We start from the raw sequence: 26987 nt of genomic DNA on the forward strand, positions 1-26987 counted from the left end.
CTTTTATTAAGCAAATCCTACTCCATCAGTTTCCAGCGATGAACATCCAATAGATGACTCCCCACACCAGACCGGCAACGATTAATAACAAGAACAATGCTTTATTACTGATCTTCATGACTGACTCCTTTGTGTTCACTCTATATATTTATGTCATAGTTATTGTATAGTAAAATCGAAATTTGTTAAAGTATGTAATTCGGAATGCGAAAAAAGTAGTCTTTAAGTATGAGATACTTAAAGACTATTACATGTCGTTAAAACTTTACATCGTGGGTAATTAAATCCTCATATGTCTCCCTTCGGACAGCTAACCTGGCTTCCCCTTCCTCGACAAATACGACGGCTGGCCGTGGAATCCGATTATAGTTATTCGCCATCGAATATCCGTATGCACCAGTACAGAAGACAGCGAGAATATCCCCTGCTTCGGGGACAGGAAGTGGCAAGTCCCATATCAACATGTCTCCCGACTCACAGCATTTCCCTGCAATGGACACCGTATCTTCACACATCCGGTCGGCTTTATTCGCTATGATCGCTTCATACTTCGCCTTATATAGGGCAGGTCTGATATTATCGCTCATTCCCCCATCAACCGCTACATATTTCCGGACGCCTGGAACCTCTTTCTGTGATCCCATTGTATAGAGACTGGTCCCTGCATCTCCTACGAGTGACCGCCCCGGTTCAATCCAGATTTCAGGCATCTCTAAACTGTATTTCTCCACTTCCTCTTGCACTGCAGCAATCATTTCCTTCACATATCGAGCCGGAGGGATTGGATCATCATCTTTTGTATATCGAATCCCAAAGCCTCCACCCAGATTAATGACCTTTGGATCAAAGCTGTATTGAGAATGCCACCGGGCGACCTTCTCAATGATTTTCCTGGCGGCGAGAATGAATCCCGTCGTTTCAAAAATCTGCGAACCAATATGGCAATGGAGACCCAACAATTCAATTGTTTCTGAATCCATCGCTGATTTCATCGCTTTCTCGGCCTGACCGTTCTCTAAATCAAATCCGAATTTCGAATCTTCTTGTCCGGTTAGGATATAATCATGAGTATGAGCTTCGATCCCCGGGGTTACTCTTAACAGTACCTTTGTAGCTTCTTCAAGAGATCGTGACAATTCACTCACAAGCTCCAGCTCATAAAAATTATCGACGACGATACAGCCGATCTTATGTTCAATGGCCATCGTTAGTTCTTCCCTCGACTTGTTATTCCCATTAAAATGGATTCGTCCTGGAGGGAACCCTGCCTTCAGGGCCGTAAACAGCTCTCCTCCTGATACGACATCCAGGGACAAACCTTCTTCATCCATTAACTGAAAGATCCCGATACAGGAAAATGCTTTGCTGGCATAAGCAACTTCCGCCTTCACCCCGAGGGATTCAAATGTTTCTTTAAACCCTCTTGCACGTTCTCTGACAAGTTTCGTGTCATATACATAAAGGGGCGTACCATATTGAGCTGCCAGGTCTACGGTACTGACCCCTCCTATCATTAAGCAACCGTTTTTTATTTCTGCTGATTCATGAAGATGCATGAATTGCCTCAGTCCCCTCTATAGTCCACTACTAATTAAACGTAATTTACCACAGAACTAGAGTTGTTGCAATATTCTAAGATTTCGCAGGCTGTTTGTATTTATTTCGCGGCTGGACGATACTCGGTCGAATCTTAGATCCCGGTACCGACTTCCTTACGAGAATCTGCATAAACGCCTTCGGACTGAAAGGCAGGAGCGGCCATAGATACGGTGTATTGAGAGATTTAATATTGGCAACGTATAGAATATACAGGGTGCTGCCGATCATCAACCCTGGAATATGGAAGAACGCAACCATCACCAGGAGAAGCAGCCTTGCCATCTTATTGGCCACACTCAATTCATAACTCGGGGTCGCAAACGTACCGATTGAAGCTACTGCTACATATAAGATCACTTCAGGCTGGAAAAGCCCTACATCGATGGCAATCTGACCGATCAAAACGGCTGCGATCAAACCCATGGCCGTCGAGAGCGGAGTAGGAGTATGAATGGCGGCAATCCTGAACATCTCCACCCCAAGATCCGCGATGAATAATTGAACGATGACCGGGATATTGGTCTGTTCCTGTGGACCGACATACTTGATCGCTTCCGGGAGTAATGAAGGATCTAGGACAAACAGATACCATAAGGGCAAAAGGAATAATGAAGCAAGTACGCCCATAAATCGTGTCCACCGGACAAATGTACCTACCGCAGGTGACTGTCTGTACTCCTCTGCGTGCTGCAGATGATGAAAGAACGTTGTTGGAGTGATGATGACACTCGGGGATGTATCGACAAAAATCAGGACATGCCCTTCTAATAAGTGAGTGGCAGCCACATCCGCTCTTTCCGTGTATCTGACCAGCGGGTACGGGTTATATCCCTGTTTAACAAGAAACTCTTCCACTGTTTTATCTGCCATCGTCAATCCATCGATTTTAATACTCTTCAATTCTTTTTTTATGACTTCGATTAAACTCGGGTTTGCCACATCATCAATATAAGCAATCGAAATATCCGTCTTCGAGCGTTCGCCTATACGGAAAATCTCAAACCGAAGTCTTGGGTCCCTTATTCTTCTTCTAGTTAATGCTGTATTCACGATGATATTCTCGACATATCCATCGCGGGAACCACGCACCACTTTTTCTGTATCAGGTTCTGACGGCTGCCTCCCCGGATAACTTCGGACATCCACGATCAGCGCTTCTTCATATCCTTCTACAAAGACCGCAATCAATCCGGAAAGCACTTCATCGACTGCTTCTTCAATCGTTTTGACGGGTTCGACGGATTGATGCACAAGTCGATTATGTACAATATCGTATAATCTGCTTGTAGCCCGCTCATGATCATTGATCTCCACAAGTTCTTCTACAATTTCAATAATGTAGGATGCATCAGTGAGGCCATTTATATAATAAAAATGAACACCTTTTTTCAAGACCATCAATTTACGGACACCGATGTCAAAGCTTGTGTTCAACCCTACGTGCTCTTTCATATAATCTTCAATGACTTTTAGATCTTTAGGTATCGGTGTTTCTTTCGTCTTTTGAGGCATGATACCCACTCCTTTCTAAGATGATCTCCACTGCTTTTTTCGTAATGGGGGCGCCTTGGGAGTAATGATCCCGCTTGGCCATTTTCCCTATGTCACCAATCCCGACAATCACCGGCACATCCAGTTCATCCAGGCAGTAGACAGTATCCCCCGTTAATCTGCCAACGTCCATTTCAGGTACGCCAAATTTATCTACACCATATGGGGTCAACTCCCCAAATTTATCAATGCACACATCCACCCTGGTCCATTCGGCCTGTCGTGTTTTACTGGCCACGGCGATGATTCCGAGAACCTCTATATCGGAGTGATTCGCAACATATTTCAAGGCGCGCTCCCCGGCACCTTCCCCAATGAATCCACTATCATCAAACATCACAAAGACAGGGTCGTTCTTGGCTCTTTTGATCAGTTTTACGACTTCAGGTCCTGACAGTACAGATGGATTGCCTTTAGAACTTGAGATACACCTTCCCCCATACCCTTTCGCCACACATTCGATGGCGCGCTTGGCGTATTCATCCCCATCTGTTATCAGGATCACTTTCCTTTTATTGTCCATATACAACCCCTGCCTCTTGCAAATTATTGATGAACCAAGTAGAGCCAATGAAATAGTGAACCGAATATCTTCCCGAACACAATCGCCATGATCAGAATCACAATCTGTCCATCAATCCCGATGCGTTTCGCCAGGATGGGAAACACATTCAATACTTCTGTCAACGCAGCGGCCAACAGGCCGATGAACACCCCGCTCATAAGACCGAGGGGGATGAGGACCAGCGGAGAGAAATGGAGTGTGTAATCATTCAGACTGATAAACCCTCCTGCTAGGGCCCCGGTAACGACGGCCATCTCATAGTAATGAATCATTTTCATTGTTTTGGTCAATTGAGTTAACCGGGGGATAATACCCAATACGGTTAAAAAGGCAACAAAGCCCGAGCCTACAGCGAGCCCCCCGGCAAATCCAATAAATACGGTTATCAAAACATTAATGGTCATCCAGTTTCTTCTGACTTTCTTTATTTTCGTGCATAATCACGTATTGATCTAAATCCTGCTGGTAGTTAAACATTTCAACCTCAAGAGGGCTCGGCTCTTCATTGAGTCTTTTTCGGAACACATGATTGAAAAACAAAATCATCCCGAGGCCCAACCCAAACGAGTAAGGAACCTGGAACAATAAAGGATGGGGATCCACCCCTCCTGTCACGAAATGATACAGCCTTTGATGAACTTCTCTCATACTTACATCTTCATGGAAATTCATAATTGCCAGGGCCGCACCGATGAATAATAGTAACCAAACGCCAATGAATAAAGGGAGAGAGACTTTCTTTTTCTCATAAATCACTTCTATAATACTTTGAGTCGGCCCGATCGTTTGAATATCCAGGTCTGGATATACTTTGCATACCTCACTGATGACTTTCATGACATCGATCACGACAATATTCTTATCTGAAGGCGTCACTTGGTGAATCGGGATTTCTCTTACATCTTCTACAATCGTTTCGGATGCTATGATTTGCGCCAGCTGAGAAAGCTTGACCATGCTCTCTTCCCTTACCTGCACTCGATGACGTAAGCGTATATACAAAATACCTTCCATGCAGTTCACTTCCTGAAAACATGATTTTCCCTTCGTACCAATAGTATGGATTAACGTGATTTATTTATGTAATGACCACGGGGATGACTGGGAGAAATAGCTGAACCCAACGTAGGGATGGAAGCACTGGGAAGGACTGGAGTGAGTGGTTTATGAAAACAATTTCAATCAAAAAAATAACCTTGTGGATTCAAAAATTGGATCCACAAGGTTATTTTACCTATGACTCTGTATGCATCTGTTCTTTCATCGTTTGTAAGATCTTCTTCTCTAGCCTCGATACCTGCACCTGGGAGATCCCCAGCCGATCCGCTACTTCCGATTGGGTCTGATCTTTGTAATACCTTAAATATACGATCAGCCGCTCCCGATCATCCAATTCACGGATGGCTTCTTTCAAGGCAATCTTGTCAAACCATTTATTATCCGTATTATCGGCAATCTGATCTAAAAGCGTGATGGGATCTCCATCATTTTCATAAACCGTTTCATGAATCGATGATGGAGCACGACTCGCTTCCTGGGCCATGATCACCTCTTCAACGGAATACTCAAGATGGTCGGCAAGCTCGCTGACGGTCGGGACCCTTCCGAACTTCTTGGAGAGCTCATCCTTTGCTTTCCTGATCTTATTCCCCATTTCCTTCAGGGAACGACTCACCTTCACTGTCCCATCATCCCGAATGAAACGCTGGATCTCCCCGATAATCATCGGAACCGCATAAGTCGAAAACTTGACATCGTAGCTTAAATCAAACTTATCCACTGATTTCAGCAACCCGATACTGCCTATTTGAAAGAGATCATCCGGCTCATAACCACGATTGAGAAAACGTTGGACGACGGACCATACGAGGCGCATATTCTTCTGGACGATTAAATCCCTGGCGCTCTGGTCACCATCCTGACTTTTCTTTATCAGGTCTTTCACCTCGTGATCTTTCAAAAAGGTCTGTTCCTTTTCATTTTTCACTTCGACATCCATGGGCACGACTCCTTAATTGCATAGCGCTTTACTATTGGTCAAGTGCTTCTTCAACCTTACCGTGGTGCCTGTACCTGGGTGTGATGACACTTCTATTTCATCCATGAAATTCTCCATGATCGTAAATCCCATCCCGGAACGCTCAAGCTCCGGCTTGGAGGTGTAGAGTGGCTGACGGGCTTCTTCCACATCCCCGATTCCAATCCCTTCATCGCGGATGGTCATATCAATGAACCCATCCTCTTCCATGATCACGGAAATATAAACCGTCCCATTCGGTCTGTTATCATACCCGTGAATGATGGCATTGGTCACGGCTTCCGAGACGACGGTCTTGATTTCAGTCAACTCATCCATTGTCGGATCGAGCTGGGCAATAAATGATGCCACAGTCACGCGGGCAAAAGATTCATTTTGGCTTAAAGAACTGAATTGAATATTCATTTCATTTCTCATATCATGCGACCCCCAATCTTTGTAATGCGTTTTCTTCAGACGGCTCAAGACGAATGATCTTAAACAACCCTGACATTTCAAATAATCGGTTTACAGAAGGGGAAATCGCACATACCACCATTTCTCCATGCTTTTGCTTGATCTGCTTGTATCTGCCCAAAATGACACCCAATCCGGAACTATCCATAAAGCTTAATTCCTCTAAATTCAAAATGATATGCTTCACATTCTCACTTTCAATCAGGCTTGAAGCTTTTTCTCTCAGTTCATCGGCGGTGTGATGATCCAACTCACCACTTAAACGGACACACAGTACATCTTTTTTGACTTCTAAGTTAATAGCAAGACTCACTATCAGAAAGCCTCCTTCTCTGTCGTATAGTGAGTCATTTCGCTATTCTTTTAGTGAATTCCTTCTCCATGACAAAACTAGAAGGAATTCGTCATAATTAGAGGTTATTTTCTGAAGGTCATTACTTACCTACCTTCGTAAAAAGTCCAAAGGATTTTTTATATAATTCCCACCAGCTGGCATCGTTTATATTTTTCTTGGCCACAAGGGTGCTTTCGACTACTTTTTTCCCTTTATTCATCACCACGAGTGTCCCGACTTTGTCTCCTTTTTTAATCGGGGCTTTCAAGTCTTTCGACAAGGTGATTTTCTGCTGGATCCCATCTAGCTTTTCACCTTTTTGGGTAAGGAGGGATATAGGTTCATCCGTTACAGCATCCACTTTATTTTCCTTCCCTTTTGAGACTTTCACCTTTGCCAGGGAATCTCCTTTTTTGAAGAGGGGTTTGGTCGAATACTGATTGAAGGCATAATCAAGCATTTTGCTGACCTCATTGTTACGTTCCTTTGGAGTCGGGGCACCGAACACGACCGCAATCACTCTCATATTGTCTTTCTTTGCCGTCGCCGTCAGGCAATATTTCGCCTCATTCGTGAAACCTGTTTTCAAACCGTCCACCCCTTCATAAAAGCGGACTAATTTATTTGTATTCACAAGCCAGAACTTTTTATCCGACCCTTCCCGTAAATAGGATTCATAGCTGCCTGTAAATTTCGTGATTCCATCATATTTAAGAAGTTCTTTCGCCATCATGGACATATCATGGGCCGAGCTGTAATGATCTTTGGACGGTAAACCTGTCGGGTTTTTGAAGTGAGTGTCCTTTAATCCGAGCTCCTTCACCTTTTTGTTCATTTTCTCAACAAATGCTTCTTCGCTTCCTGCAATATGCTCCGCCATCGCGACTGAGGCGTCATTGGCCGACCCAATGGCAATCCCCTTCAGCATTTCTTTAACTGACATGCTTTCACCCGGCTCGAGGAAAATCTGTGATCCACCCATCGATGCAGCGTACTCACTTGCACGCACTTTGTCATCCCACTTGATCTGACCTTTTTCAAGGGCTTCCATGATGAGGGTCATGGTCATGATCTTGGTCATGGAAGCAGGTGCCAGCTTTTCATGGCTGTTTTTCTCATAAAGCACCGCTCCTGTATCACGCTCAATCAAAATGGCTGATTTCGCCACGTCGGCGAGCTCCGATTTCTTCTCCTGAGCAAATCCCATAGAAGGAAATAGAAAAGCTGTTAACACAAATGTCACCACTATATACGCAAAACGTTTCATCCAACTGTCCTCCAATCAAAATCTCGTTATTATTCCATACTCATAGATCCATTTTTTCCATCCTCATCATTTTTATACAATGATTGGTAAAAAAGTGGTGGGGTAGAGGAGCGTTTGATGGAAGCGGGAGAGGAGCTAGGTGTAAAATGGTTGTTTGTTGAAGAAATGGGGATTGAATTTGAAAAAATGTGAATTTAGAATGAGAAATGATTATTTGGCTTGAGGATTTGCTATTTTGAAACTGCTTCAGTTGGGGGTTGAACGCTTTAAAGAGGCTCTGTTTTATGAGTTCGTCTTTTTCATTGGTGATTGCGTCATTTTCTTCAACAATTGCGTTTTATTACAATAAGTGGAAAATATCACTCCTCACTCTACTAAAACTCATCAAAAAAAGCCTCTGCCGAAGAGAAATATTCCTCTTGGCAAAGGCCTTGATCGAACATGATGAATCAACCCGTGATTTCAGTGTGAATCAACGTAGGCGCATCCACATGTTCAGATGTCACTTTGATGCTTTCATATAGCTTCTCTTTAACCTTGTCGATGTTTTCGTCATTGCTGTAGATCGTCGCAAGGGAATCCCCCGCTTTGACCTCATCGCCAATTTTCTTGCGAAGTTCAAGACCGACGGCTAAGTCGATCACTGAATCTTTCGTCGCCCGTCCTGCCCCAAGCCACATAGCAGCCGTTCCAACTGCATCAGCGACTATCTCAGATACATAGCCATCCTGTTTCGCTTCAAGCTCGATCTTGTACTCCGCTTGAGGCAGCTTGGAAGGTTCATCCACAACGGATGGATCTCCTCCTTGAGACTCCAGGAAGACTTTGAAGTTCTCAAGAGCTGAACCATCTTCAATGGCTTTTTGTAATAACGCCCTCGCTTCATCCAACGTTGAAGCTTTCTCCGCAAGGAACACCATGTGGCTTCCAAGGGTCAGGCACAGTTCCGTTAAGTCCTCAGGTCCTTCCCCTTTTAACGTATCGATCGCTTCTTTCACTTCCAACGCATTCCCGATCGCATATCCAAGAGGCTGGCTCATGTCTGAGATGACCGCCATCGTTTTTCTTCCGACGTTATTCCCGATGTTCACCATTGCTTTGGCAAGGTCCTTTGAATCGTCAAGCGTCTTCATGAAGGCACCGGCACCGGTTTTTACGTCAAGGACGATGGCATCGGCACCCGCTGCAATCTTTTTACTCATGATCGAGCTTGCAATCAGAGGGATACTGTTGACCGTTGCCGTCACATCACGCAGGGAATACAGCTTTTTATCGGCAGGTGTCAAGTTACCGCTTTGACCGATGACGGCAAGTTTATTCTTATTCACAAGGCGGATGAACTCCTCGTTTTCGATTTCCACATGAAATCCTTCTACGGATTCAAGCTTATCGATGGTTCCCCCGGTGTGACCAAGACCCCTTCCGCTCATCTTCGCTACAGGGACACCGACAGATGCCACAAGTGGTCCAAGAACAAGTGTGGTTGTATCACCGACTCCTCCTGTAGAGTGCTTATCCACTTTGATTCCTTCAATGGCGGACAGATCAATTTGATCTCCGGATTCCACCATGGCCATCGTCAGGTCTGCTCTTTCTCTATCGCTCATATCTTTAAAGAAAATCGCCATTGTCAGGGCACTCACCTGATAATCAGGGATGCTGCCATCTGTATACCCTTCCACGATGAATTTAATTTCTTCCGTAGATAATTCTTTTCCTTCGCGTTTCTTCTCTATTAAGTCAACCATTCTCATTGTATTCACCCATTCTTCTAAAATTAATCCACTTTTATAACGATTTTACGATCTCTTTTACATATGAAAGGAAATTAGCACGTACCATTTCCGTCGTTTCCATGACTTCATCATGGGAAAGAGGCTGATCCAGAATCCCTGCAGCCATGTTTGAAATACATGAAATCCCCAATACCTTGATTCCTGCATGGCGGGCCACGATGACTTCAGGTACCGTTGACATTCCGACTGCATCTCCACCCAGGGTGCGGGCAAGGCGAACTTCAGCAGGCGTTTCATATGTAGGACCGGTATTTCCTACATACACACCTTCCTGCACTTCAATGGATAATTTTCCAGCGATTTCTTTCGCTTTTTGACGAAGTTCTTTACAATAAGCCTCTGACATATCCGGGAATCTCGGTCCCAAGCGGGAATCATTCGCTCCAATGAGTGGATTGCCACCCATGTTGTTGATATGATCGGAAATCAGCATTAAATCCCCAGCCTGGAAGCTTTCGTTCACCCCGCCGGCTGCATTTGTCACAATCAGCACTTCAACGCCCAGCTCTTTCATGACGCGTACAGGGAATGTCACTTTATCGAATCCATACCCTTCATAGTAATGGAAACGCCCTTGCATAGCGACAACTTCCTGTCCGGCTAATTGTCCGAACACAAGCTGTCCGGCATGTCCCGCTACTGTTGAAACAGGGAAATCAGGAATTTCCTTATAAGGGATCTTCACTGAGTTTTGGATTTCATCTGCCAGTACGCCAAGTCCTGATCCAAGGATCAATCCGACCTTAGGCTGTCCTGTATATTGATTTTTTAAATGATTTGCTGCATTTTGGATGTTCTCGTAATTCATCTTATTACTCCTTTTCAACGTAAAGAGGAGGAAATGAGCTTTCCGCTTCATCCCTCTCTCCTGCTTTTATTTTTTCTTTCCCTTATTTCAATTGAGCCAGGAAGCTTTGCCCGAACTTCGGCATTTTCACATTAAAGTTATCAGCGACCGTTGCCCCGATATCTGCGAATGTTTCGGAGATCGGCAGTTTCTTCCCTTCTTTAAATCGTTTGGAATATACAAGAAGTGGAACATACTCTCTCGTATGGTCTGTCCCCGGTGCAGTAGGGTCATTTCCATGATCCGCCGTGATGATGAGAAGATCATCTTCCGTCATTTTGTCAAACACTTCCGGCAGTCGCGCATCGAACTCTTCCAGTGCTTCCCCGTAGCCTTTGGGATCACGACGATGTCCGTATAACGCATCAAAGTCCACAAGATTCAGGAAGCTTAGACCTGTGAAGGACTGATCGAATGTTTTGATGAAACTGTCCATTCCGTCCATATTATGCTTCGTACGGATCGAATCGGTCACACCTTCACCATTGTAGATATCCGAAATCTTTCCGATGGCGATCACGTCCAGTCCTGAATCTGTCATTTCATTCATGACCGTACGCTCAAACGGCTTCAACGCATAGTCGTGGCGATTGGATGTCCGTTTGAACTCCCCTGGTTCACCCACGAACGGACGGGCAATCACACGTCCGACGAGGTATTCCTCTTCTTTCGTGATTTCACGGGCAATCTCACAGATTTTGTACTGCTCTTCTATCGGAATGATGTCTTCATGAGCTGCGATTTGAAGAACGGGATCTGCAGATGTATACACAATGAGAGCTCCTGTTTCCATATGCTCTTTTCCCAGTTCTTCAATGATTTCAGTGCCACTCGCAGGCTTGTTTCCGATGATCGTCCTGCCTGTTTCGGCTTCAAGTCTTTGAATCAATTTTTCCGGAAAACCATCCGGGTATGTCTTGAACGGCTTATCGATATTCAGGCCCATGATTTCCCAATGGCCGGTCATTGTGTCCTTCCCGACTGACGCTTCCTGCATTTTTGTGTAGTATGCAAGAGGTTTATCAGCTTTTTCAATACCCTTTACTTCTTTAATATTGGAAAGGCCGAGCTTCCCGATATTCGGCATCTTCAGTCCATCCATATGTTCAGCAATATGACCGAGCGTATCTGTTCCTTTGTCGTTGAACAGTTCTGCATCAGGCGCTTCGCCGATACCGACAGAATCCATTACGATCAAGTGAACCCGTTTGTATGTATAGTTACTCATTATAGTAAACCTCCTAAATATTAATCCATTTTTAAAAAAGCGGTTACATTTTCGACCTTCAAACGTATCTTACCCTTATCTGCTTTGAAGCAATCGACAGGATTTAACGTCAGAAGTCTGACATCTATATTCTACTTTTCCCTTACAAAAAAAACAAGAGAGATCCCTTAAAGAAGCGTAATTTCTTTGTGGAATCCCTCTTCATTCTATTAAGCTCTAGGATGGAATTGCGAATAGACATCCTTTAAGCGTGTTTTCGTCACATGTGTATAGATTTGCGTCGTGGAAATGTCTGCATGACCAAGCATTTCCTGTACTGCCCTGAGATCCGCCCCATTCTCCAACAAATGAGTGGCAAATGAATGACGAAGCGTATGAGGTGTCAAATCCTTCTCGATATTGGCTTTCTTGGCAAGGGCCTTTAAATTCTTCCAGAAGCCTTGTCTTGTCAGCCCTTTTCCATGGTGATTCAGGAATAAATGATCATCACGGTGCTTCTTGCTCCGTAATTTCAATCGTGCATCACCTAAATATTTCTCGAGGACATCCATGGCCGTCTGCCCGATCGGGATAATCCGCTCTTTGTTCCCTTTTCCGATGCACCGGACAAATCCCATGGTCAAATGGACATCTTCCAATTGAAGCTGGATGAGCTCGCTTACCCGTATCCCCGTCGCATAAAGAAGCTCAAGCATCGCCTTGTCCCTCATCCCTAAAGGCGTCGATTCTTCAGGAGCTTCGAGTAAAGCCTCCACTTCAGCTATGCTCAAGATCCTCGGGAGTGTCCTCTCGGTCTTAGGTGTCTCGATATGAACAGTCGGATCTTGTTCCGTCGTCTTTTCCCTCAATAGGAATTGATGAAAGGACCGTATCGATGCCACGTGACGGGCAACGGTCTTTGAAGATTTCCCCTGGTTTTTCAAATGGCCGAGAAATTGAAGAATATTCACTCGTGAAACGGCATTTAATTCCGCCACTTCCTCAACCTTCGATAAATATAAGGCATAATTCTTTAAATCGCGTTGATACGACTCGATCGTATTTTTTGCAAGCCCTTTTTCTACTATTAAAAAGTGCATGAAATCTTGAATATGGTCTTCCACACTGCATTACTCCCCGTTCATATAAAAAAATAATAATCGGTCATACCAATGGCTTTCTTCCTCTGTCACGGAAGAATAAACCTTTACCGCCGCTCCCTCTGGCTCATCATATTTGTGATAACCTTCGTATTCTTCACTTATCCACATGATACCATAGTAGAACAAAATCGTTGAACCCGTAAATAAAATAAACACCTTAATGGTCTGCCATACCATTTGAACCCCTTTTATCATCCTGTCGTCCTCCATATTCGCTTGCTTATTAATACAAGCTATGACGATTTTGAACCGTTTTATACCTTATGGAGTCAGAAACCGCGAAAAATTCCGGGAGAGTATAAAAAAAGCCTTAAAGAGTATGTATGGGAGGTTTCCGATTTCAGAAACAACACAGGGGTCTTTAAGGCTTTCCGGCATCATCTTATTCTTCTGGATCCTCTTCTTTATCCTGACATCTGGAACAAATGCCATGAAAGGTGAGGCGGTGGTCTTTTATTTTAAACTTCCAGTCTCGTTCGACAATCGTTTCAACGTCTTCTAAGAGATCATCTTGAATTTCATCAACAGCTCCACATTCAATGCATACTAAATGGTGATGGAAGTGGGCTGCCCCTTCTTGCCTGAGATCATAACGCGATACACCATCGCCAAAATTGATTTTATCTACAACTTTCAGTTCAGACAACAATTCCAATGTACGATATACGGTCGCCAGTCCAATTTCCGGAGATTTTTCCTTAACGAGGAGGTATACATCTTCGGCGCTGAGGTGATCTTCTTCATGTTCCAATAACACGCGTACCGTAGCTTCGCGCTGTGGCGTAAGCTTGTAGCTGGCAGAATGAAGCTGTTTTTTTATTCGTTCAATGCGGCTTTCCATAGTCCTCTCCTCCCTCGTCAATGTCTTTACTATTATATCAAAAAGGGAAGAATAAGCAAAATAAAATAATTATAATCAAACAAATAAAACGATTCTTATATAAGAATCGTTTTATTTAATTTTCCCTATGACCGCTTCCATTAAAGTAGGTGAAAGATAGGCTTCAATACTTGCGGCTATGGTGACGATTCCGATGGCCACCACCATGAAGATGACGTATCTGGACAGAAACGGAATCATCTGGAACTGCAGGGACGACGTGCTCCTCATAAAGATCTTCCGGATCAATGTCAGGGAGAAGTTAGCGCTGATCGCCCCGATGAAGATGAATGCCGGAATGATGATAATATTTTGTGGAAGCACGCTCACAAAAGACAATAAAAATCCGCTCCACCCCATTTGATTCACGAGGAAACCGACTGAGAAGCCAACTACGACACCTTTCATAAATAATAGGACGAAGATGAGGGGCAGCCCGATGATCGAGATCCCGAGGAGCCACATCAATCCGAGATACTTCACATTATGGAGGAAACTCTGACGGAAGAGCTCTTCGGCTGACGTCATACTTCCATCCTCCATCTCACTAAAGAACTTACTTAAATAGAAATAAAGGTCCTCCTTTTGGGCGAATGATAAAGAATTCACGACAATCGCACCAAAAATGATCCCCATTAAAAACAATGTAATGATAAATAAATAGATTGAGGAATGTGCTTGTACATGTTGAACGAGTGGATTTGAATTTGACATTTTTTTGCGCATCACAGTGCTCCTCCTAGATATCGATTACTAATCTATATGTGAGGTTGGCCACGTTTATTCTATTCTATTCTATTGAACTTCCACAGGGATAAACGTATAATCATAGAAACCTTATTGTGGAAGTGGAGGAACATACTATGAAGAACCACAGCCTAATCAAGTTCCCTGAACGTATCGAAACCCCCCGCCTATTTATTAGACCGTGCATGCCCGGGGACGGACCTGCCGTGTTTAGAGCGATATCTGAATCCAGGGAGGAATTAAAACGATGGCTTCCCTTCGCCCGTAAAGAACAAACCCTTGAAGATGTGGAAGCCGGGGTACGGGATTCCTATGCAGAATTCATAAAAAAGACCGACATCAGACTACATATTTATTTGAGAGAAACGGACGAATTCATCGGGTCTACAGGACTTCACCGCATTGATTGGGACGTTCCTAAAGTGGAAATCGGGTATTGGCTTCATACAAGGTACACGAAAAAAGGGTATATGGTCGAAGCAGTGAAGGAGCTGACCCGTTTCGCCCTAAACGACCTCTCCTGTAAGCGGGTTGAGATTCGTTGTGATGAGAGAAATGCGGCTTCACGGAAGGTCCCTGAGAAACTTGGGTTCAAGCTGGAGGGGATTTCAAGGTATGATCACCTTGATGAGAACGGTATTGATGCACGTGATACATGTGTGTATTCACTGATTCCAGGAGATATGATTAAGAGTTGATTCCTGTAAGGAAATTCGTTCCCGGAATAATTGCGTCGAAATCGGAGTAATCGCGTCAATTTATCATTTATTGCATATTTTCCCATATCAATCGAAAAGCTGGACCCCATTTCGACAGGCGTCCAGCTTTCCTTCACCATTCCCTCTTATTTCGCAAGCTTCTGCAGTTGCAAATATTGAACTGCATACGCCGTTTTTGCATCATAAATCTTCTGTTCTTTGATGAGCTGCAATGCCTCTTCTACTGTCACTTCAATCAACTCGACAAATTCATCTTCATCCGCTTCTTTTGATTCCTGAATGGGATAAATATCGTGAGCTATATACAAGTGAACAAGCTCATTTGCAAATCCAGGCGACGTATAAAATGAAATCAAATGTTCCAGATTTCCACATCCATAACCCGTTTCTTCTTCCAATTCACGCAGGGCGGTTTTATCCGGCTCTTCCCCCGGCTCAAGCTTCCCGGCTGGAATTTCGATGATGGATTTCTCCAGCGCTTTGCGGTACTGCTCCACCATCACCACTTTCCCTTCCGGTGTCAATGCGATGACCGCTACTGCTCCAGGGTGCCTTATCAGTTCCCGCTTGGATGTCTTGCCGTTTGGAAGCTCGACTTCATCCACTTGAAGATCAATGATTTTCCCTTGATAGATCGTTTCTGTTGTAATCGTCTTTTCTTCAAATTTTTTCATCGTTCAACTCTCCTTGTTCTGTCATCGACCTTGTCCTCATACATTTTACCATATCCCATTCGAGGATCGAGGTGAAAACCCTTGAAGGTGATTGTTGAAAAGGACCGGATCATCCTGGTAGGGAAAGCATGGGAAATCAAGGCGAAGCTGAAGGAATATAATCGAACCTACGTTACTGTCAAGGAATGGATCGACGCAAATCGTTGAATCCGACCGTTTTCTTTGTTTATTCGTCCCCACTTTCGTTAATATAATAGAGAGTGCTAATGTCGAAAGGACGGATACCATGGAAAAAAGACGGATAGGAAACTCTGATTTATTAGTATCAAAGATGGGACTCGGGTGTATGTCCCTTGGAACCGAAGAGAGCGCCGCGAAGGAAATTGTGCAGCACGCTTTAGAAAATGGAATCAATTATCTTGATACTGCTGATTTATATGACTTTGGCCAAAATGAAGAAATCGTCGGCAACGCCATTCGTGATGTCCGGGACGACATCATCCTGGCCACCAAAGGTGGGAACCGCTGGAATGATGTCGATGATGGCTGGCGCTGGGATCCTTCAAAATCCTATATCAAGTCTGCCGTGAAGGACAGCCTTTCCCGCCTGAAAGTGGACTATATCGACCTTTATCAGCTTCACGGAGGGACGATCGAAGACGATTTTGAAGAAACGATCGCTGCATTTGAAGAATTGAAGAAAGAAGGGCTGATTCGCCATTACGGCATCTCTTCCATCAGGCCGAATGTCATCAAGCGATTTCTACGTTCTTCTTCCATTGATAGCGTCATGATGCAGTACAGCTTACTGGACCGCCGACCGGAAGAGTGGATGGACCTGCTCGATGAGAATAAGGTGAGTATCGTTGCGCGGGGTCCTTTGGCAAAAGGACTCCTTTCCGAAAAGATGCTTTCCAAAGCTTCTGCGAAAATGAAAGAAGATGGCTATCTGGACTACTCTTATCAAGAGCTTGAAGAAACACTGAAGTCCATCCATGGGAAAATGGGTGACGACCGTTCAATGAACGATCTTGCCCTTCAATATATTCTCGCTCATGAGTCGGTTGGTGCTGTGATCCCTGGCGCTAGCTCCGTTCAACAGCTTCAGGAGAATATCGACGCAGTGAATGCGGAACCTTTATCTTCCGAAGAGCTTGACATGCTAAAACAGTTAACCAAATTGACACGATATGAGCAACATAGGGACTGAGAAAAAAATAAGCGGGTCAGGGTTTATTGGTTCCCTTCCCGCTTATTTTTTTCATACCAGCTTAACGCCTTTTCCTCAAGGTCCTTCACAAATTGATCCTTCCCTTGAATGTAGCCATCCATATCATGCGGAAACTTCTTTGCAAGCATTGATTTCAAGTCACCGTATCGTTTGGCTTCCTTGTCAAATTCCCTCAAATAATCACGAAACGCCAAGTGCCTGACTACATGATCGATGCCATAAGGGAAAATATGAAGATGTACGGCTCTCTCATTCCCTTCTCCTTTATAGAAGTAGCGGCGGTTCGGGATGCCATTCTCACCTTTTCCGACAAAATCCAGTTGCCTGAATTGTTCTCTACGTTCATCAACGCTCTCTAAGCTTAGTACTTCTATCATTATATCTATTATCGGCTTAGCAGCCAAACCCGGTACGGAGGTTGAACCGATATGATGGATGATTGCGTCAGGAAGGAGCTTATTCAGACTGCGTTTTTCATTTTCAAATTTCTCCTGCCAGTCTGCTTGATGAGGCACCACTCTTACTTCCCTCATCAATCCTTGTAGTTCTTCCAATTCATATTGCTTTCATTCAACAGCTCTTCGAAACTTTTATTCTTTTCACGCTGTTTTTTCTCTTCTATTTTCCGAATGCGCTCTTCTTCCTTCTTCACAGACTCTACTTTTTCAAGCTCTGCCTTCTTCTGCTTCAGTTGTTCGAAGATGTCCCCGTTGATGGAATTTTTCAACGTCAATTCGGCTTCCTGTTTCTTTTTCTTGGACATGTTCTGATTCCCCCTATCTGTCATAGTTATAAATCTTTTTTTCTCTTTAGTCAAAAGGCAGGCTCAAAAAAGCCGGTCAAAAGAGGTACTCTCCCCTTCTAACCGGCTCTTTCCATCAATACGCTTCCAGTACTACATCATCCCCTACGATCAACGTCGCATCTGTGGATGATTGGATATCCTCCACAGAGAAGCCGTTGGCTACTTCGCGAAGGAGAAGTCCTTCATCCGTGACGTCCATTACTGCGCGATCCGTGATGATGCGGTCAACGACGCCTTTTCCCGTCAAAGGCAGGGTGCATTCTTTCAGGATCTTGCTTTCACCTGCCTTATTGACATGTTCCATGATGACGATGATACGCTGGGCTCCGTGAACGAGGTCCATCGCTCCGCCCATCCCTTTGATCATTTTCCCCGGGATCATCCAGTTGGCGAGGTCCCCGTTTTCGGCTACTTCCATTCCACCAAGGATGGCGATATTGATATGCCCGCCACGAATCATTCCGAATGACTCCGAGCTATCAAAGTAAGAGGAGCCCGGAATCGCCGTAACAGTCTCTTTTCCGGCATTGATGAGGTCGGCATCGACTTCATTTTCACCCGGATATGGTCCGATTCCGAGTAATCCATTTTCAGATTGAAGGACAACCTGTTTGTTTTCTGTTATATAGTTGGCAACCAGTGTAGGCATCCCGATTCCTAAGTTCACATAGAAACCATCTTCTATTTCCTTTTCCGCTCTTCTTGCGATTCTTTCACGCATTTTGGCACGATCCATCCCGTTCCACTCTCCCTTCTATGCTTGTCTCACTGTTCTTCTTTCAATCCGTTTTTCCTGCTCGGCCTGTATCAGACGCTGCACGTAGATGCTCGGTGTGTGCACTTCATTCGGGTTGATCTCCCCGATTTCAACCAGTTCTTCCACTTCGGCAATCGTCACTTTCCCCGCAGCTGCAATCATCGGATTAAAGTTCTGCGCTGTTTTGTTGTAGATCAGATTCCCCATCTTATCGGCCTTCCACGCACGTACAAGTGAGAAGTCGGCTGTATAGGCTTCTTCCAGCAGATATTCTTTCCCATTAAATGTGCGGGTTTCTTTCCCTTCCGCTACCGGTGTCCCGACTCCTGCAGGCGTATAGAATGCAGGGATCCCTGCACCTCCTGCGCGGATCTTCTCGGCAAGTGTCCCTTGGGGAACCAATTCCACTTCGAGCTCACCTGATAATACCTGTCTTTCAAATTCTTTATTTTCGCCGACATAAGAACCTATCATCTTATCAATCTGTTTATTTTTCAGTAATAAACCCAGGCCCCAATCGTCTACCCCACAGTTATTGGAAATGACAGTCAGGTTTTTCACTCCTTTTTCCACAAGGGCAAGAATGAGTTTTTCAGGGATCCCGCACAGGCCGAATCCTCCAACCATCAATGTTGCTCCATCGTGAATATCTGCCACCGCTTCGTCATATGAAGTGTATACTTCTTTCATTGTATTCCCTCCTTGAATCTGGATTTTCCCATTCCTTATTTATGAAGTTCAACAACTGTCGCTACTCCCTGTCCCCCACCGATGCAAAGGGTAGCAAGTCCATTTTGGACGCCTCTTTTCTTCATCTCATGGATCAGCGTCACCAGGATTCGTGTTCCGCTCGCTCCAATCGGGTGACCAAGTGCTATGGCCCCCCCGTTTACATTAAGGGCATCCTTTTTGAATTGAAGCTCTTTATCCACTGCCAATGATTGTGCGGCAAATGCTTCATTGGCTTCAATCAATTCCATATCCTCAATCGTCATCTTCGTTTTTTCCAATACTTTTTTAACGGCGGCAACCGGTCCGATTCCCATGACACTCGGATCTACACCTGCATTGGCATTCCCTTTGATCGTCACGAGAGGCGTGATGCCAAGTTCGTCTGCTTTCTTCCTGGACATGACGACAACAGCAGCGGCCCCATCATTGATGCCCGATGCATTACCTGCTGTCACCGAGCCATCTTTTTTGAAGGCAGCCCGCAAACCGGATAACTTCTCGGCCGTTGACCCTTTACGTGGGAACTCATCCTGCTTGAACACAACCGGATCCCCTTTTCGCTGCGGGATGGAAACCGGAACGATTTCATCATCAAATCGGCCGGATTCCATGGCAGCAGCAGCTTTTTGCTGACTCCATGCTGCGAATTCGTCCTGTTCTTCTCTTGAGAGAGAGTAACGGTCACATAGATTTTCTGCCGTCACACCCATATGGTAATCATTAAAGGCACACCATAAACCGTCTGAAATCATGCTGTCGACGACTTTCTGGTCCCCCATCTTGTATCCTTCCCTAGCTCCTTTTAGTAGATATGGAGCCTGACTCATATTTTCCATTCCTCCTGCAACGATGATATCTGCATCCCCGGAAAGGATTGCCTGTGTTGCGAGATGAACCGTTTTTAATCCTGATCCACACACTTTATTAATCGTCATGGCCGGTACCTGTTCAGGCAGTCCCGCTTTGATGGATGCTTGACGAGCCGGGTTCTGTCCCAACCCTGCCTGCAACACATTCCCCATGATCACTTCATCAACATCATTACCACTTAAACCAGCCTTCTCCAGGGCATCTTTAATAACTATCGCACCAAGCTCCGGAGCGGAAATGCCTTTTAAAGATCCGTTAAAGCTTCCGATGGCCGTGCGTACTGCACTCACAATGACAACTTCATTCGACATCGTTCTTCCTCCCTTTCTCTTCTGACTGATGTGCTTGCCTATTTATAGATAAAACAGTTCCACTTTTACTCATTCTATGTAAGCGGTTAAATTCCTCTAAATTCGTCAAAAAATTTTTATATTGATTTATATGTCGAAATCTTCTTAAAATGAAGGGGGAGGAGTGAAAATGATGATTTTACCTAAAAAAGCCACAATCATTGAAGTAGGTCCGAGAGACGGCTTGCAAAATGAAAAGAACTTTGTCCCGACGGACGTTAAGAAAGAATTTATCCTTCGGTTGAAACAATCAGGTGTGAAAGAAATGGAGTTGACTTCGTTTGTTTCTCCCAAGTGGGTTCCACAAATGCAGGATGCGAATGAGATTGTCGACTCCTGCATGACACTGGATTCACGCGATATGGTACTTGCTCCTAATAAAAAGGGGATGGAACGGGTATACGAAACAGACTGCCGGTCTGTCGCAGTATTCGTTGGCGTGAGCAATTCCTTCAATCAAAAAAACATCAATAAAACGACCAAGGAAGCCATGAAAGGACTAGCCCCTCTCATTGCGGAGCTGAAAGAAAAGGGTTATTTCGTGAGAGCGTGCATTTCAACCGCTTTCTACTGTCCATATGAAGGGAAGATCTTACCGGACGATACTCTTTCCCTTTGTCAGGAATTCGTTTCATTAGGTGTGGATGAATTGAGTGTCGCCGATACGGTCGGACGGGCTAATCCGTCAGAAGCCTATCATCTTTTTGCATTATTGAAGCAAGAATTACCCGACACACTGCTTACGGCACATTTTCATGACACCCGTAAGATGGCGCTCGCGAATATCCTTGCGTCCCTTGAAGCGGGAATCGACCGCTTTGACACCAGTGCAGGCGGACTTGGAGGCTGCCCTTTCGCCCCCGGTGCCACAGGGAATGTAGCGACGGAGGATGTTGTGTATATGCTCGAGGAAATGGGAATTTCCACAGAAGTCGACCTCGAGAAACTCGCCCTTGCCATCGACGTTGTTAAACCTCATATCAGCCGTCCGATCGAAAGCGGTTATTACCGCCTTTATGAATTGAATCAATAGTGCATATGTCCTCTCGCCTCCGAGCATTCTAAAGGGGATAACCTTTAAGGAGATGAATCACATGAGCCAAAAACGCGATAAAGGATTCAGTCAAAAAGGCAAACCGAATGCAGATACGGTTTCTAACACCATGGCGAAAGAAGAACTGGATAAAGCCATTCACCCTGCTAAAGGACAAAATGCTAAATCGTAAATGTCAAATCTCATTTATCGTGAAAAAAAGTGTCTCTTTCTGAGGCACTTTTTTTACGTCTTCAAAATTCCTCTTTTTTCCTTCTTTTGCTACAATATGAGTAAATGATGTTCCTTGAGGTGATGACATGCGAAAAAAACTTGCGATTCTGGGCGGTACCCTTTCTTCCATCGGTCTGCTTGGAGTTTATATAACCAATCGATTTATGTATTTACCCAAAAAAGGGGATGACTTCATTCGTTCACGTGAAACGGAATCGACTCGTCTGATCGAAGAGGAATATGATTCCCTCCCTAAAGAGGAAGTGATGATCCCTTCCCAGTACGGATATGACATAAAGGCGGTTTTCGTGAACCCCCATCCCCATAAAAAATTCATGATTTTTTCCCATGGGGTGACGGAGAATAAATGGAACTCGATTAAATATATGAATCTGTTCCTCAAGAAGGGTTTCAATGCCGTGATTTATGACCACAGGCGTCACGGGGAATCCGGTGGTAAGACGACAAGCTACGGGTATTTTGAAAAATTCGATCTGAAGTCCGTCGTGGAGGAACTGATCCGTCGTGAAGGAGACGATGTATTGTTCGGAATCCACGGGGAATCGATGGGGGCTGCGACTTTGCTTCTTTATGCAGGCAGTGTGGAGGACCGGGCTGATTTTTATATTGCCGATTGTCCATTCTCTGACTTCGGTGAACAGCTTGCCTACCGGATGAGTGCGGAAGTGAAGATACCGGCAAAGTTCCTCCTTCCCCTCGTGGACGGTATGCTGAAGCTGCGACAAGGCTACACACTAAAGGATTTATCTCCTCTTTCGGTTGTTCAGAACATCCGGAAGCCTGTGTTATTTATCCACAGCCGGAATGATGACTTCATCCTGCCTCAAATGACAAAGGATCTTTTCGAAAAAAAGCAGGGTCCAAAGGAGCTGTTCCTCGACTTTCGCGGGACCCATGCCCAGTCGTATAATGACAACCCTGAACAATATGAGGAAGTTATCCAACGTTTTCTGGAGCAGTTTGTACCAACCGACAAAGGAGATGTCTCATGATCCCGGCTGATTTCAAATTAAAAATGCAAACGATGTATGGCGATTCAGGTCCAGAGTGGATATCCCACTTGGAGGGTCTACTGGACTCATTAAAAAAACGATTCGATTTTACTTATGGTGAACCTTTTTCATTAAGCTATAACTTTGTAGTGCCTGTCCGGATCGGACGTGAGCGGGATGCCGTTTTAAAGATCGGGTATCCGAACAATGATTTTTCCAATGAGTTTCATGCGCTTCAGGATTTCAAGGGAAAGGGCATGGTGGAGGTCATAGATTTCCAAAGGCAAGAAGGATGGATCCTTTTAGATCGCCTGACACCCGGTTCTTCCCTTCACTCCGTCAGAGACGAAGAAGAGGTACTGACTGTGTTCTCCCGGGTGGCCGAGGGACTCTGGCATAAGCCTGTCAGCTCTCATTCTTATCCTACGGTTCAATCCTGGTCAAAGGGCATCGGACGTTTGCGTAAAAGATTCGACGGAGGATGCGGTCCCCTTCCTGAAGAGCTCGTCTTGAAGGCTGAGAACCTCTTTCCCCGGCTGCTCAGTACTTCTCTGGATCATTACCTCCTGCACGGTGACCTGCACCACGGGAACATCCTCTTCTCTGAATCTTCCGGTTGGACCGCCATCGATCCTAAAGGACTTATCGGGGAGCGGGAATATGACTGCATTCAGTTTATGTTGAATGAATGGGAGAAATGGGATGTGCCCATAGAGTTGCTCCGATATAGGACTGAGACCATCACGTCCCTGCTTTCCCTCTCTTATGAGCGGTTGCTGCAGTACGGATTTTGTCATTCCATTCTGTCTGCTTGCTGGTCTGTCGGCGATGGACACGATGGATGGAAAACCGGGGTTTCTTTGGCGGGGATGTTTGAAGAGCTATTGGCGGAGTAATTGGATAGTTCCTATCCTGAAATTGGGATTATATGTTAAAATTAATTTAATTCATACGTTACGGAGGGAGAGGATTTCATGAGAGAGATCGCATTGGCCTTTGGGAATATCTTTGGAGGGATTGCGGTTATCGCCATCTTCGCTTATTTGTGGGGAAGGTTCGAGGACTTCTTCATTACCAAATTAACTGCCTTTCGTCAGCAACTCTTTCTCTCCTCCCTTACCCTTTTCATTGAAATTCTTTTTCTTCTATGCGTCTATTTCTTTTTCCACCTGGCTTTTTTGGATGCACTGTTCATTTCCTGCACCGTCTTTCTCTTTTTCATCTGGGTGATTCCCTACCATGCTCATTTCAATATGAATACAGACATGTTATTTTTGAAAAAGTTCGGGCTCTCTTCTCCGATACGAATTTTCAACCCGGTCCGCTCCCCGTTTTTTACAGGGACTCTCCTTTTTTCGGTTTTCGGTTTCATTGTTATCTTTTGTTCGTATTATTGGTTTTAAAGAACACATAAGCTCCGGCATGCACCGGAGCTTTTATTCTCTATTCCCCCGGATACAACAAAAAGTTCATTCTCCCATTGATGATCTGGCCAGGGCTCTTTAATTGAAATGTATTACTTTGCGAAGAAAAATCGATTTTTAGCTCTTCATCAAGAAAGACCATCTTTGATTTTTCTACGAGAATTGGATGACTGTTCGTGTCGATCTTGATATCTTCCCCTTCAACAGGGTGATGGACAAACCACAGGGTAGGAATGCCGCTCACCACACAGCCGCAGCCTTCCGTATCATATTTTAGTTTCAGGTGACCTTGTTTGTTTTCTATTTTATCCTGGATCTTCTGGGTTGCTTCGTTCGTTAGTTGGATTTTCATTCGACTTTCCTCCTCTGTCCTTTATCCTACCACATTTCAATTGTTCCTTTTAGAATATTGCTTTTTTACTCTTTTCATCTTACTATCGATAGTGGGGATTCTTTTGTATTTTCTAGAAAGGGTGGATTTTCATGACAAAAGCTCAAATTAAAGTGAATGATAACGGTTCTTTTCGCGTAAGTGGCGATGTGGAACTGATTGATGCTGACGGAAATGTATTTCCAACGAAACAAGTGTTTACTCTGTGCCGTTGTGGTCTATCAACCAACATGCCGTTTTGCGACGCTTCTCACAAAGGTAAATTTGAATCATGTGTGCGTGCAGAAAAGGTATTGGACGAAGAGTAGATGGAATGAAAAGAGAGACTTCACACGAAGTCTCTCTTTTCATTTGGAGATCAATCGAAAAAACGAATATCCACCACGCTTGCCAGTGGAATATAGTGTACGTCTTCGAACCGGTCTACGACGTGCAGATTCCCGTCCAACGGGTCGACATGATGAACGGTTCCGATTGATAATTGATGGCGGTGCTTCACATAATGGGTAATCGATACCATTCTACCAAACTCCATCGCCTCTGCCACGACTTCATTCATCCTGTCAAGCTCCTGCTCATCAAGTTCGATCCTCTTTTCGTGTGTATCTTCCTTTGCCCAATCCCTCAGGAGCTTCACGTGCTCGGGGAGCATCATGGAGGTCCACTTGATTCTTCCTCGATCCCGGATCAATTCTCTTCACCTCCTCATTCGTTATGATTTATGTCCGCCCACCAGACGGGCACGATGCCTCGCTGTTCCCGCTTCAGTATAGGAGACGGCGCGGAGAAGGGCCCCGGAGCCATATTTATTTCGGATGCGGTCTACTACATACCCGAGCTCCCGTTTTTCCCAGCGGTCAGGTTCGAACAGGGAAACCTGCAGCGTCCCGTCCTCTACAATATTCGAAAGGGCGATATTGATTTTCCGTACGGTTTTCCCATTGTAGTTCTCTTCGAATAGTTCCAGGCACACCCGATACAAATCCATGGTGATATTGGTCGGTTCCTCTATCGTTCGTGACCGGTGGAATCCTCCTCCGAATTCTTCGTGGCTGTAGCCGATTCCGAAGCTCACGGTCCGACCAGCCTTTCGATGGGTCCGGGCACGTCTCGCGACCTCTTCGCACATTTCTAAAATGACGCGTTTGATTTCCTTTCTCTCCTTATAATCCCGCAGCAGAATCTGACCCTTGCCGAAGCTGACCTGCCCATCCATGATCGGTGCCCCTATCTCAGAAAGGTCAACTCCCCATGCATGGTAATAAAGCTGGTTCCCCATCACACCGAACTTCGCCTCAAGCTTCTCCAGGTCATACTTCGCCAATTGCCCGATGGAGAAGATACCCATGCGGTTAAGGGTCTTCTCAAGACGACCTCCAATCCCCCACATTTCGCGCAGCGGAGAGAGCGGCCACAGCTTTTCCGGGACGTCTTCATAGGTCCACTCGGCAATCCCCTTTTTCTTAGCGTCAAGATCCAGGCACAGCTTGGACAAGAGCATATTAGGGCCGATTCCGATGGCGCAGGGAAGTTGAAATTCCCTTTCCATATCGTCTTTTATTTTCCCGGCGACGGTGGTCGCGTCTCCCCAGAGACCCGTCGCTCCATCAATCTTGATGAAGCTTTCATCCACGCTGTACGTGTGGATGGCATCCTTTGGCACATACCGATGAAACAGGCGGGTCAGCTCAGTGGAGATCCGGACGTACGTCGCCATTTTCGGCTCTACAAGCTGGATTCGCGGGTCTTCTGGAATTTCAAACCTCCGCGAACCCGTTTTGATCCCAAAGTCCTTCTTCATCCTAGGTGAGGCCGCCAGCACGATGCTTCCCTGCCGACTTTTATCCCCCACTACAGCCAAGTGACATTCAAGGGGATCAAGCCCCTCCATGACAGCCGAACAGCTAGCATAAAAGCTCTTCATATCGATGCACAAAATCTTGTGGTGTGGCAGCACACTGTAATCGACAGTCATATCCTCATCCTCCATCTTACCCAAAATAGAACAAATGTTCTTATATAGTATATCTATGATTCTAACCGAATATACGTTCCCTTTCAACTCAAATTACTGGAAACGGAGAGAATAATAAGAAAAGCGGAAGGGGCTTCCTCTGGGGCGACAAGCATAAGTCAAGTCACCCGGAAAGGCGTTCTTTGCCTTTTTGGGTGACTTGACTTATGACCTCGAGCCCCAAGCCCCTGCAGCTGGACAAAGAAAAGCGGAGGCGGCTTGGGCAGGGGCGACAAGCATAAGGCGAACCTGCCGGAAAGGCGTCCTTTGCCTTTTTGGCAGGTTTGACT

Annotated in this window: 34 protein-coding genes; 9 read left to right on the forward strand and 25 right to left on the reverse strand. The window is 45.1% G+C overall.

Annotation, left to right across the window (positions count from 1 at the left end):
- Positions 1-257: 257 nt before the first annotated feature.
- The 16 genes from lysA to spoIIM all read right to left on the reverse strand — a co-directional run bounded on the left by lysA (position 258) and on the right by spoIIM (position 14429).
- A complete protein-coding gene (lysA, locus tag NQ095_RS01180) occupies positions 258-1556 on the reverse strand; it encodes a diaminopimelate decarboxylase (RefSeq protein ID WP_258261691.1) in 1299 nt (432 codons plus the stop codon).
- A gap of 76 nt (positions 1557-1632) precedes the next feature.
- A complete protein-coding gene (locus tag NQ095_RS01185) occupies positions 1633-3111 on the reverse strand; it encodes a spore germination protein (RefSeq protein WP_258261692.1) in 1479 nt (492 codons plus the stop codon).
- The gene (gene spoVAEA, locus NQ095_RS01190) at positions 3077-3673 is read right to left on the reverse strand and encodes a stage V sporulation protein SpoVABEA (RefSeq protein WP_258261693.1); all 597 of its coding nucleotides are present in this window, start codon (positions 3671-3673) and stop codon (positions 3077-3079) included. Before spoVAEA ends, NQ095_RS01185 begins: the two co-directional genes overlap by 35 nt.
- 23 nt (positions 3674-3696) lie before the next feature.
- Positions 3697-4119 (reverse strand): stage V sporulation protein AB, encoded by a 423-nt coding sequence (locus NQ095_RS01195; protein WP_258261694.1) that lies wholly within the window; start codon positions 4117-4119, stop codon positions 3697-3699.
- Positions 4109-4729, reverse strand: coding sequence for a stage V sporulation protein AA (locus NQ095_RS01200; RefSeq protein ID WP_258261695.1), 621 nt, complete (start codon positions 4727-4729; stop codon positions 4109-4111). Before NQ095_RS01200 ends, NQ095_RS01195 begins: the two co-directional genes overlap by 11 nt.
- 220 nt (positions 4730-4949) lie before the next feature.
- Positions 4950-5714, reverse strand: a complete 765-nt coding sequence (sigF, locus tag NQ095_RS01205; RefSeq protein WP_258261696.1) for an RNA polymerase sporulation sigma factor SigF — start codon at positions 5712-5714, stop codon at positions 4950-4952.
- Between the two features lie 12 nt (positions 5715-5726).
- On the reverse strand, positions 5727-6170 hold the full coding sequence (spoIIAB, locus tag NQ095_RS01210) for an anti-sigma F factor (protein ID WP_060672286.1): 444 nt from the start codon (positions 6168-6170) through the stop codon (positions 5727-5729).
- 1 nt (position 6171) lies between these two features.
- Positions 6172-6522 (reverse strand): anti-sigma F factor antagonist, encoded by a 351-nt coding sequence (gene spoIIAA / locus NQ095_RS01215; protein ID WP_034758203.1) that lies wholly within the window; start codon positions 6520-6522, stop codon positions 6172-6174.
- Between the two features lie 121 nt (positions 6523-6643).
- Positions 6644-7810, reverse strand: a complete 1167-nt coding sequence (locus NQ095_RS01220) for a D-alanyl-D-alanine carboxypeptidase family protein (RefSeq protein WP_258261697.1) — start codon at positions 7808-7810, stop codon at positions 6644-6646.
- A 449-nt stretch (positions 7811-8259) separates the two neighbouring features.
- The gene (locus tag NQ095_RS01225) at positions 8260-9564 is read right to left on the reverse strand and encodes a pyrimidine-nucleoside phosphorylase (protein ID WP_258261698.1); all 1305 of its coding nucleotides are present in this window, start codon (positions 9562-9564) and stop codon (positions 8260-8262) included.
- A 34-nt stretch (positions 9565-9598) separates the two neighbouring features.
- On the reverse strand, positions 9599-10414 hold the full coding sequence (locus tag NQ095_RS01230; RefSeq protein ID WP_060672283.1) for a purine-nucleoside phosphorylase: 816 nt from the start codon (positions 10412-10414) through the stop codon (positions 9599-9601).
- 82 nt (positions 10415-10496) lie between these two features.
- Positions 10497-11681, reverse strand: coding sequence for a phosphopentomutase (gene deoB, locus NQ095_RS01235; RefSeq protein WP_258261699.1), 1185 nt, complete (start codon positions 11679-11681; stop codon positions 10497-10499).
- Between the two features lie 209 nt (positions 11682-11890).
- Positions 11891-12784 (reverse strand): site-specific tyrosine recombinase XerD, encoded by an 894-nt coding sequence (gene xerD, locus NQ095_RS01240; protein ID WP_060672281.1) that lies wholly within the window; start codon positions 12782-12784, stop codon positions 11891-11893.
- Between the two features lie 6 nt (positions 12785-12790).
- Positions 12791-13018 (reverse strand): YqzK family protein, encoded by a 228-nt coding sequence (locus NQ095_RS01245; protein WP_060672280.1) that lies wholly within the window; start codon positions 13016-13018, stop codon positions 12791-12793.
- A gap of 187 nt (positions 13019-13205) precedes the next feature.
- Positions 13206-13664 carry a ferric iron uptake transcriptional regulator gene (fur, locus tag NQ095_RS01250; RefSeq protein ID WP_258261700.1) on the reverse strand — a complete coding sequence of 153 codons (459 nt, stop codon included), beginning with the start codon at positions 13662-13664 and terminating at the stop codon, positions 13206-13208.
- Between the two features lie 111 nt (positions 13665-13775).
- Positions 13776-14429, reverse strand: a complete 654-nt coding sequence (gene spoIIM, locus NQ095_RS01255) for a stage II sporulation protein M (protein ID WP_258261701.1) — start codon at positions 14427-14429, stop codon at positions 13776-13778.
- Between the two features lie 137 nt (positions 14430-14566).
- Here spoIIM and NQ095_RS01260 point away from each other — a divergent pair, with 137 nt between their 5' ends.
- Positions 14567-15148 (forward strand): GNAT family N-acetyltransferase, encoded by a 582-nt coding sequence (locus NQ095_RS01260; protein WP_258261702.1) that lies wholly within the window; start codon positions 14567-14569, stop codon positions 15146-15148.
- 146 nt (positions 15149-15294) lie between these two features.
- Here NQ095_RS01260 and NQ095_RS01265 read toward each other — a convergent pair whose 3' ends face one another.
- Positions 15295-15843, reverse strand: coding sequence for an NUDIX hydrolase (locus NQ095_RS01265; protein WP_258261703.1), 549 nt, complete (start codon positions 15841-15843; stop codon positions 15295-15297).
- An 81-nt stretch (positions 15844-15924) separates the two neighbouring features.
- On the opposite strand from NQ095_RS01265, the gene mciZ reads away from it, so the two are divergent.
- Complete coding sequence (gene mciZ / locus NQ095_RS01270; RefSeq protein ID WP_258261704.1) at positions 15925-16050, forward strand: Z-ring formation inhibitor MciZ; 126 nt, start codon at positions 15925-15927, stop codon at positions 16048-16050.
- 79 nt (positions 16051-16129) lie between these two features.
- A complete protein-coding gene (locus NQ095_RS01275; RefSeq protein WP_258261705.1) occupies positions 16130-17053 on the forward strand; it encodes an aldo/keto reductase in 924 nt (307 codons plus the stop codon).
- A 23-nt stretch (positions 17054-17076) separates the two neighbouring features.
- On the opposite strand, the gene NQ095_RS01280 is transcribed toward NQ095_RS01275, so the two are convergent.
- From NQ095_RS01280 to NQ095_RS01300, 5 genes are all read right to left on the reverse strand, one after another.
- Complete coding sequence (locus tag NQ095_RS01280; RefSeq protein ID WP_375162789.1) at positions 17077-17628, reverse strand: GrpB family protein; 552 nt, start codon at positions 17626-17628, stop codon at positions 17077-17079.
- A complete protein-coding gene (locus NQ095_RS01285) occupies positions 17607-17837 on the reverse strand; it encodes a YqkE family protein (protein ID WP_258261706.1) in 231 nt (76 codons plus the stop codon). The genes NQ095_RS01280 and NQ095_RS01285 overlap by 22 nt, the downstream gene beginning before the upstream one ends.
- Positions 17838-17952: 115 nt before the next feature.
- The gene (locus NQ095_RS01290; RefSeq protein WP_258261707.1) at positions 17953-18615 is read right to left on the reverse strand and encodes a CoA transferase subunit B; all 663 of its coding nucleotides are present in this window, start codon (positions 18613-18615) and stop codon (positions 17953-17955) included.
- Between the two features lie 18 nt (positions 18616-18633).
- Positions 18634-19326, reverse strand: coding sequence for a CoA transferase subunit A (locus NQ095_RS01295; RefSeq protein WP_258261708.1), 693 nt, complete (start codon positions 19324-19326; stop codon positions 18634-18636).
- Positions 19327-19361: 35 nt separating this feature from the next.
- Positions 19362-20549, reverse strand: coding sequence for an acetyl-CoA C-acetyltransferase (locus NQ095_RS01300; RefSeq protein ID WP_258261710.1), 1188 nt, complete (start codon positions 20547-20549; stop codon positions 19362-19364).
- Positions 20550-20721: 172 nt separating this feature from the next.
- Here NQ095_RS01300 and NQ095_RS01305 point away from each other — a divergent pair, with 172 nt between their 5' ends.
- From NQ095_RS01305 to NQ095_RS01325, 5 genes are all read left to right on the forward strand, one after another.
- Entirely contained in the window at positions 20722-21621 is a 900-nt protein-coding gene (locus NQ095_RS01305) for a hydroxymethylglutaryl-CoA lyase (RefSeq protein ID WP_258261843.1), read from the forward strand.
- A gap of 61 nt (positions 21622-21682) precedes the next feature.
- Positions 21683-21814 carry a hypothetical protein gene (locus tag NQ095_RS01310; RefSeq protein WP_258261711.1) on the forward strand — a complete coding sequence of 44 codons (132 nt, stop codon included), beginning with the start codon at positions 21683-21685 and terminating at the stop codon, positions 21812-21814.
- Positions 21815-21941: 127 nt separating this feature from the next.
- Positions 21942-22868: an alpha/beta hydrolase gene (locus NQ095_RS01315; RefSeq protein ID WP_258261712.1), complete on the forward strand. Its 927-nt coding sequence runs from the start codon at positions 21942-21944 to the stop codon at positions 22866-22868.
- A 32-nt stretch (positions 22869-22900) separates the two neighbouring features.
- A complete protein-coding gene (locus NQ095_RS01320) occupies positions 22901-23764 on the forward strand; it encodes an aminoglycoside phosphotransferase family protein (protein ID WP_375162794.1) in 864 nt (287 codons plus the stop codon).
- A 78-nt stretch (positions 23765-23842) separates the two neighbouring features.
- Positions 23843-24271, forward strand: coding sequence for a hypothetical protein (locus NQ095_RS01325; protein WP_258261714.1), 429 nt, complete (start codon positions 23843-23845; stop codon positions 24269-24271).
- Positions 24272-24311: 40 nt separating this feature from the next.
- Here the strand turns inward: NQ095_RS01325 and NQ095_RS01330 are convergent, their stop codons facing one another.
- Complete coding sequence (locus NQ095_RS01330) at positions 24312-24644, reverse strand: iron-sulfur cluster biosynthesis family protein (RefSeq protein WP_258261715.1); 333 nt, start codon at positions 24642-24644, stop codon at positions 24312-24314.
- A gap of 131 nt (positions 24645-24775) precedes the next feature.
- On the opposite strand from NQ095_RS01330, the gene NQ095_RS01335 reads away from it, so the two are divergent.
- Positions 24776-24991, forward strand: a complete 216-nt coding sequence (locus NQ095_RS01335) for a CDGSH iron-sulfur domain-containing protein (protein WP_034758155.1) — start codon at positions 24776-24778, stop codon at positions 24989-24991.
- Positions 24992-25041: 50 nt separating this feature from the next.
- On the opposite strand, the gene NQ095_RS01340 is transcribed toward NQ095_RS01335, so the two are convergent.
- A complete protein-coding gene (locus tag NQ095_RS01340; protein ID WP_258261716.1) occupies positions 25042-25374 on the reverse strand; it encodes a YolD-like family protein in 333 nt (110 codons plus the stop codon).
- Positions 25375-25395: 21 nt separating this feature from the next.
- Positions 25396-26658 (reverse strand): Y-family DNA polymerase, encoded by a 1263-nt coding sequence (locus tag NQ095_RS01345; RefSeq protein ID WP_258261717.1) that lies wholly within the window; start codon positions 26656-26658, stop codon positions 25396-25398.
- Positions 26659-26987: the final 329 nt, after the last annotated feature.

This window comes from Rossellomorea sp. SC111 (genome assembly GCF_024733565.1).
GTDB lineage: Bacteria > Bacillota > Bacilli > Bacillales > Bacillaceae_B > Rossellomorea.

What these genes read in the sequence shown, in the direction of transcription:
- lysA (WP_258261691.1), bottom strand. Translation starts at nt 1,556, where the DNA reads ATGCATCTTCATGAATCAGCAGAAATAAAAAACGGTTGCTTAATGATA.
- NQ095_RS01185 (WP_258261692.1), bottom strand. Translation starts at nt 3,111, where the DNA reads ATGCCTCAAAAGACGAAAGAAACACCGATACCTAAAGATCTAAAAGTC.
- spoVAEA (WP_258261693.1), bottom strand. Translation starts at nt 3,673, where the DNA reads ATGGACAATAAAAGGAAAGTGATCCTGATAACAGATGGGGATGAATAC.
- NQ095_RS01195 (WP_258261694.1), bottom strand. Translation starts at nt 4,119, where the DNA reads ATGACCATTAATGTTTTGATAACCGTATTTATTGGATTTGCCGGGGGG.
- NQ095_RS01200 (WP_258261695.1), bottom strand. Translation starts at nt 4,729, where the DNA reads ATGGAAGGTATTTTGTATATACGCTTACGTCATCGAGTGCAGGTAAGG.
- sigF (WP_258261696.1), bottom strand. Translation starts at nt 5,714, where the DNA reads ATGGATGTCGAAGTGAAAAATGAAAAGGAACAGACCTTTTTGAAAGAT.
- spoIIAB (WP_060672286.1), bottom strand. Translation starts at nt 6,170, where the DNA reads ATGAGAAATGAAATGAATATTCAATTCAGTTCTTTAAGCCAAAATGAA.
- NQ095_RS01220 (WP_258261697.1), bottom strand. Translation starts at nt 7,810, where the DNA reads ATGAAACGTTTTGCGTATATAGTGGTGACATTTGTGTTAACAGCTTTT.
- NQ095_RS01225 (WP_258261698.1), bottom strand. Translation starts at nt 9,564, where the DNA reads ATGAGAATGGTTGACTTAATAGAGAAGAAACGCGAAGGAAAAGAATTA.
- NQ095_RS01230 (WP_060672283.1), bottom strand. Translation starts at nt 10,414, where the DNA reads ATGAATTACGAGAACATCCAAAATGCAGCAAATCATTTAAAAAATCAA.
- deoB (WP_258261699.1), bottom strand. Translation starts at nt 11,681, where the DNA reads ATGAGTAACTATACATACAAACGGGTTCACTTGATCGTAATGGATTCT.
- NQ095_RS01245 (WP_060672280.1), bottom strand. Translation starts at nt 13,018, where the DNA reads ATGATAAAAGGGGTTCAAATGGTATGGCAGACCATTAAGGTGTTTATT.
- fur (WP_258261700.1), bottom strand. Translation starts at nt 13,664, where the DNA reads ATGGAAAGCCGCATTGAACGAATAAAAAAACAGCTTCATTCTGCCAGC.
- spoIIM (WP_258261701.1), bottom strand. Translation starts at nt 14,429, where the DNA reads ATGCGCAAAAAAATGTCAAATTCAAATCCACTCGTTCAACATGTACAA.
- NQ095_RS01260 (WP_258261702.1), top strand. Translation starts at nt 14,567, where the DNA reads ATGAAGAACCACAGCCTAATCAAGTTCCCTGAACGTATCGAAACCCCC.
- NQ095_RS01265 (WP_258261703.1), bottom strand. Translation starts at nt 15,843, where the DNA reads ATGAAAAAATTTGAAGAAAAGACGATTACAACAGAAACGATCTATCAA.
- NQ095_RS01275 (WP_258261705.1), top strand. Translation starts at nt 16,130, where the DNA reads ATGGAAAAAAGACGGATAGGAAACTCTGATTTATTAGTATCAAAGATG.
- NQ095_RS01285 (WP_258261706.1), bottom strand. Translation starts at nt 17,837, where the DNA reads ATGTCCAAGAAAAAGAAACAGGAAGCCGAATTGACGTTGAAAAATTCC.
- NQ095_RS01290 (WP_258261707.1), bottom strand. Translation starts at nt 18,615, where the DNA reads ATGGATCGTGCCAAAATGCGTGAAAGAATCGCAAGAAGAGCGGAAAAG.
- NQ095_RS01295 (WP_258261708.1), bottom strand. Translation starts at nt 19,326, where the DNA reads ATGAAAGAAGTATACACTTCATATGACGAAGCGGTGGCAGATATTCAC.
- NQ095_RS01300 (WP_258261710.1), bottom strand. Translation starts at nt 20,549, where the DNA reads ATGTCGAATGAAGTTGTCATTGTGAGTGCAGTACGCACGGCCATCGGA.
- NQ095_RS01305 (WP_258261843.1), top strand. Translation starts at nt 20,722, where the DNA reads ATGATTTTACCTAAAAAAGCCACAATCATTGAAGTAGGTCCGAGAGAC.
- NQ095_RS01310 (WP_258261711.1), top strand. Translation starts at nt 21,683, where the DNA reads ATGAGCCAAAAACGCGATAAAGGATTCAGTCAAAAAGGCAAACCGAAT.
- NQ095_RS01315 (WP_258261712.1), top strand. Translation starts at nt 21,942, where the DNA reads ATGCGAAAAAAACTTGCGATTCTGGGCGGTACCCTTTCTTCCATCGGT.
- NQ095_RS01320 (WP_375162794.1), top strand. Translation starts at nt 22,901, where the DNA reads ATGTATGGCGATTCAGGTCCAGAGTGGATATCCCACTTGGAGGGTCTA.
- NQ095_RS01325 (WP_258261714.1), top strand. Translation starts at nt 23,843, where the DNA reads ATGAGAGAGATCGCATTGGCCTTTGGGAATATCTTTGGAGGGATTGCG.
- NQ095_RS01330 (WP_258261715.1), bottom strand. Translation starts at nt 24,644, where the DNA reads ATGAAAATCCAACTAACGAACGAAGCAACCCAGAAGATCCAGGATAAA.
- NQ095_RS01335 (WP_034758155.1), top strand. Translation starts at nt 24,776, where the DNA reads ATGACAAAAGCTCAAATTAAAGTGAATGATAACGGTTCTTTTCGCGTA.
- NQ095_RS01345 (WP_258261717.1), bottom strand. Translation starts at nt 26,658, where the DNA reads ATGACTGTCGATTACAGTGTGCTGCCACACCACAAGATTTTGTGCATC.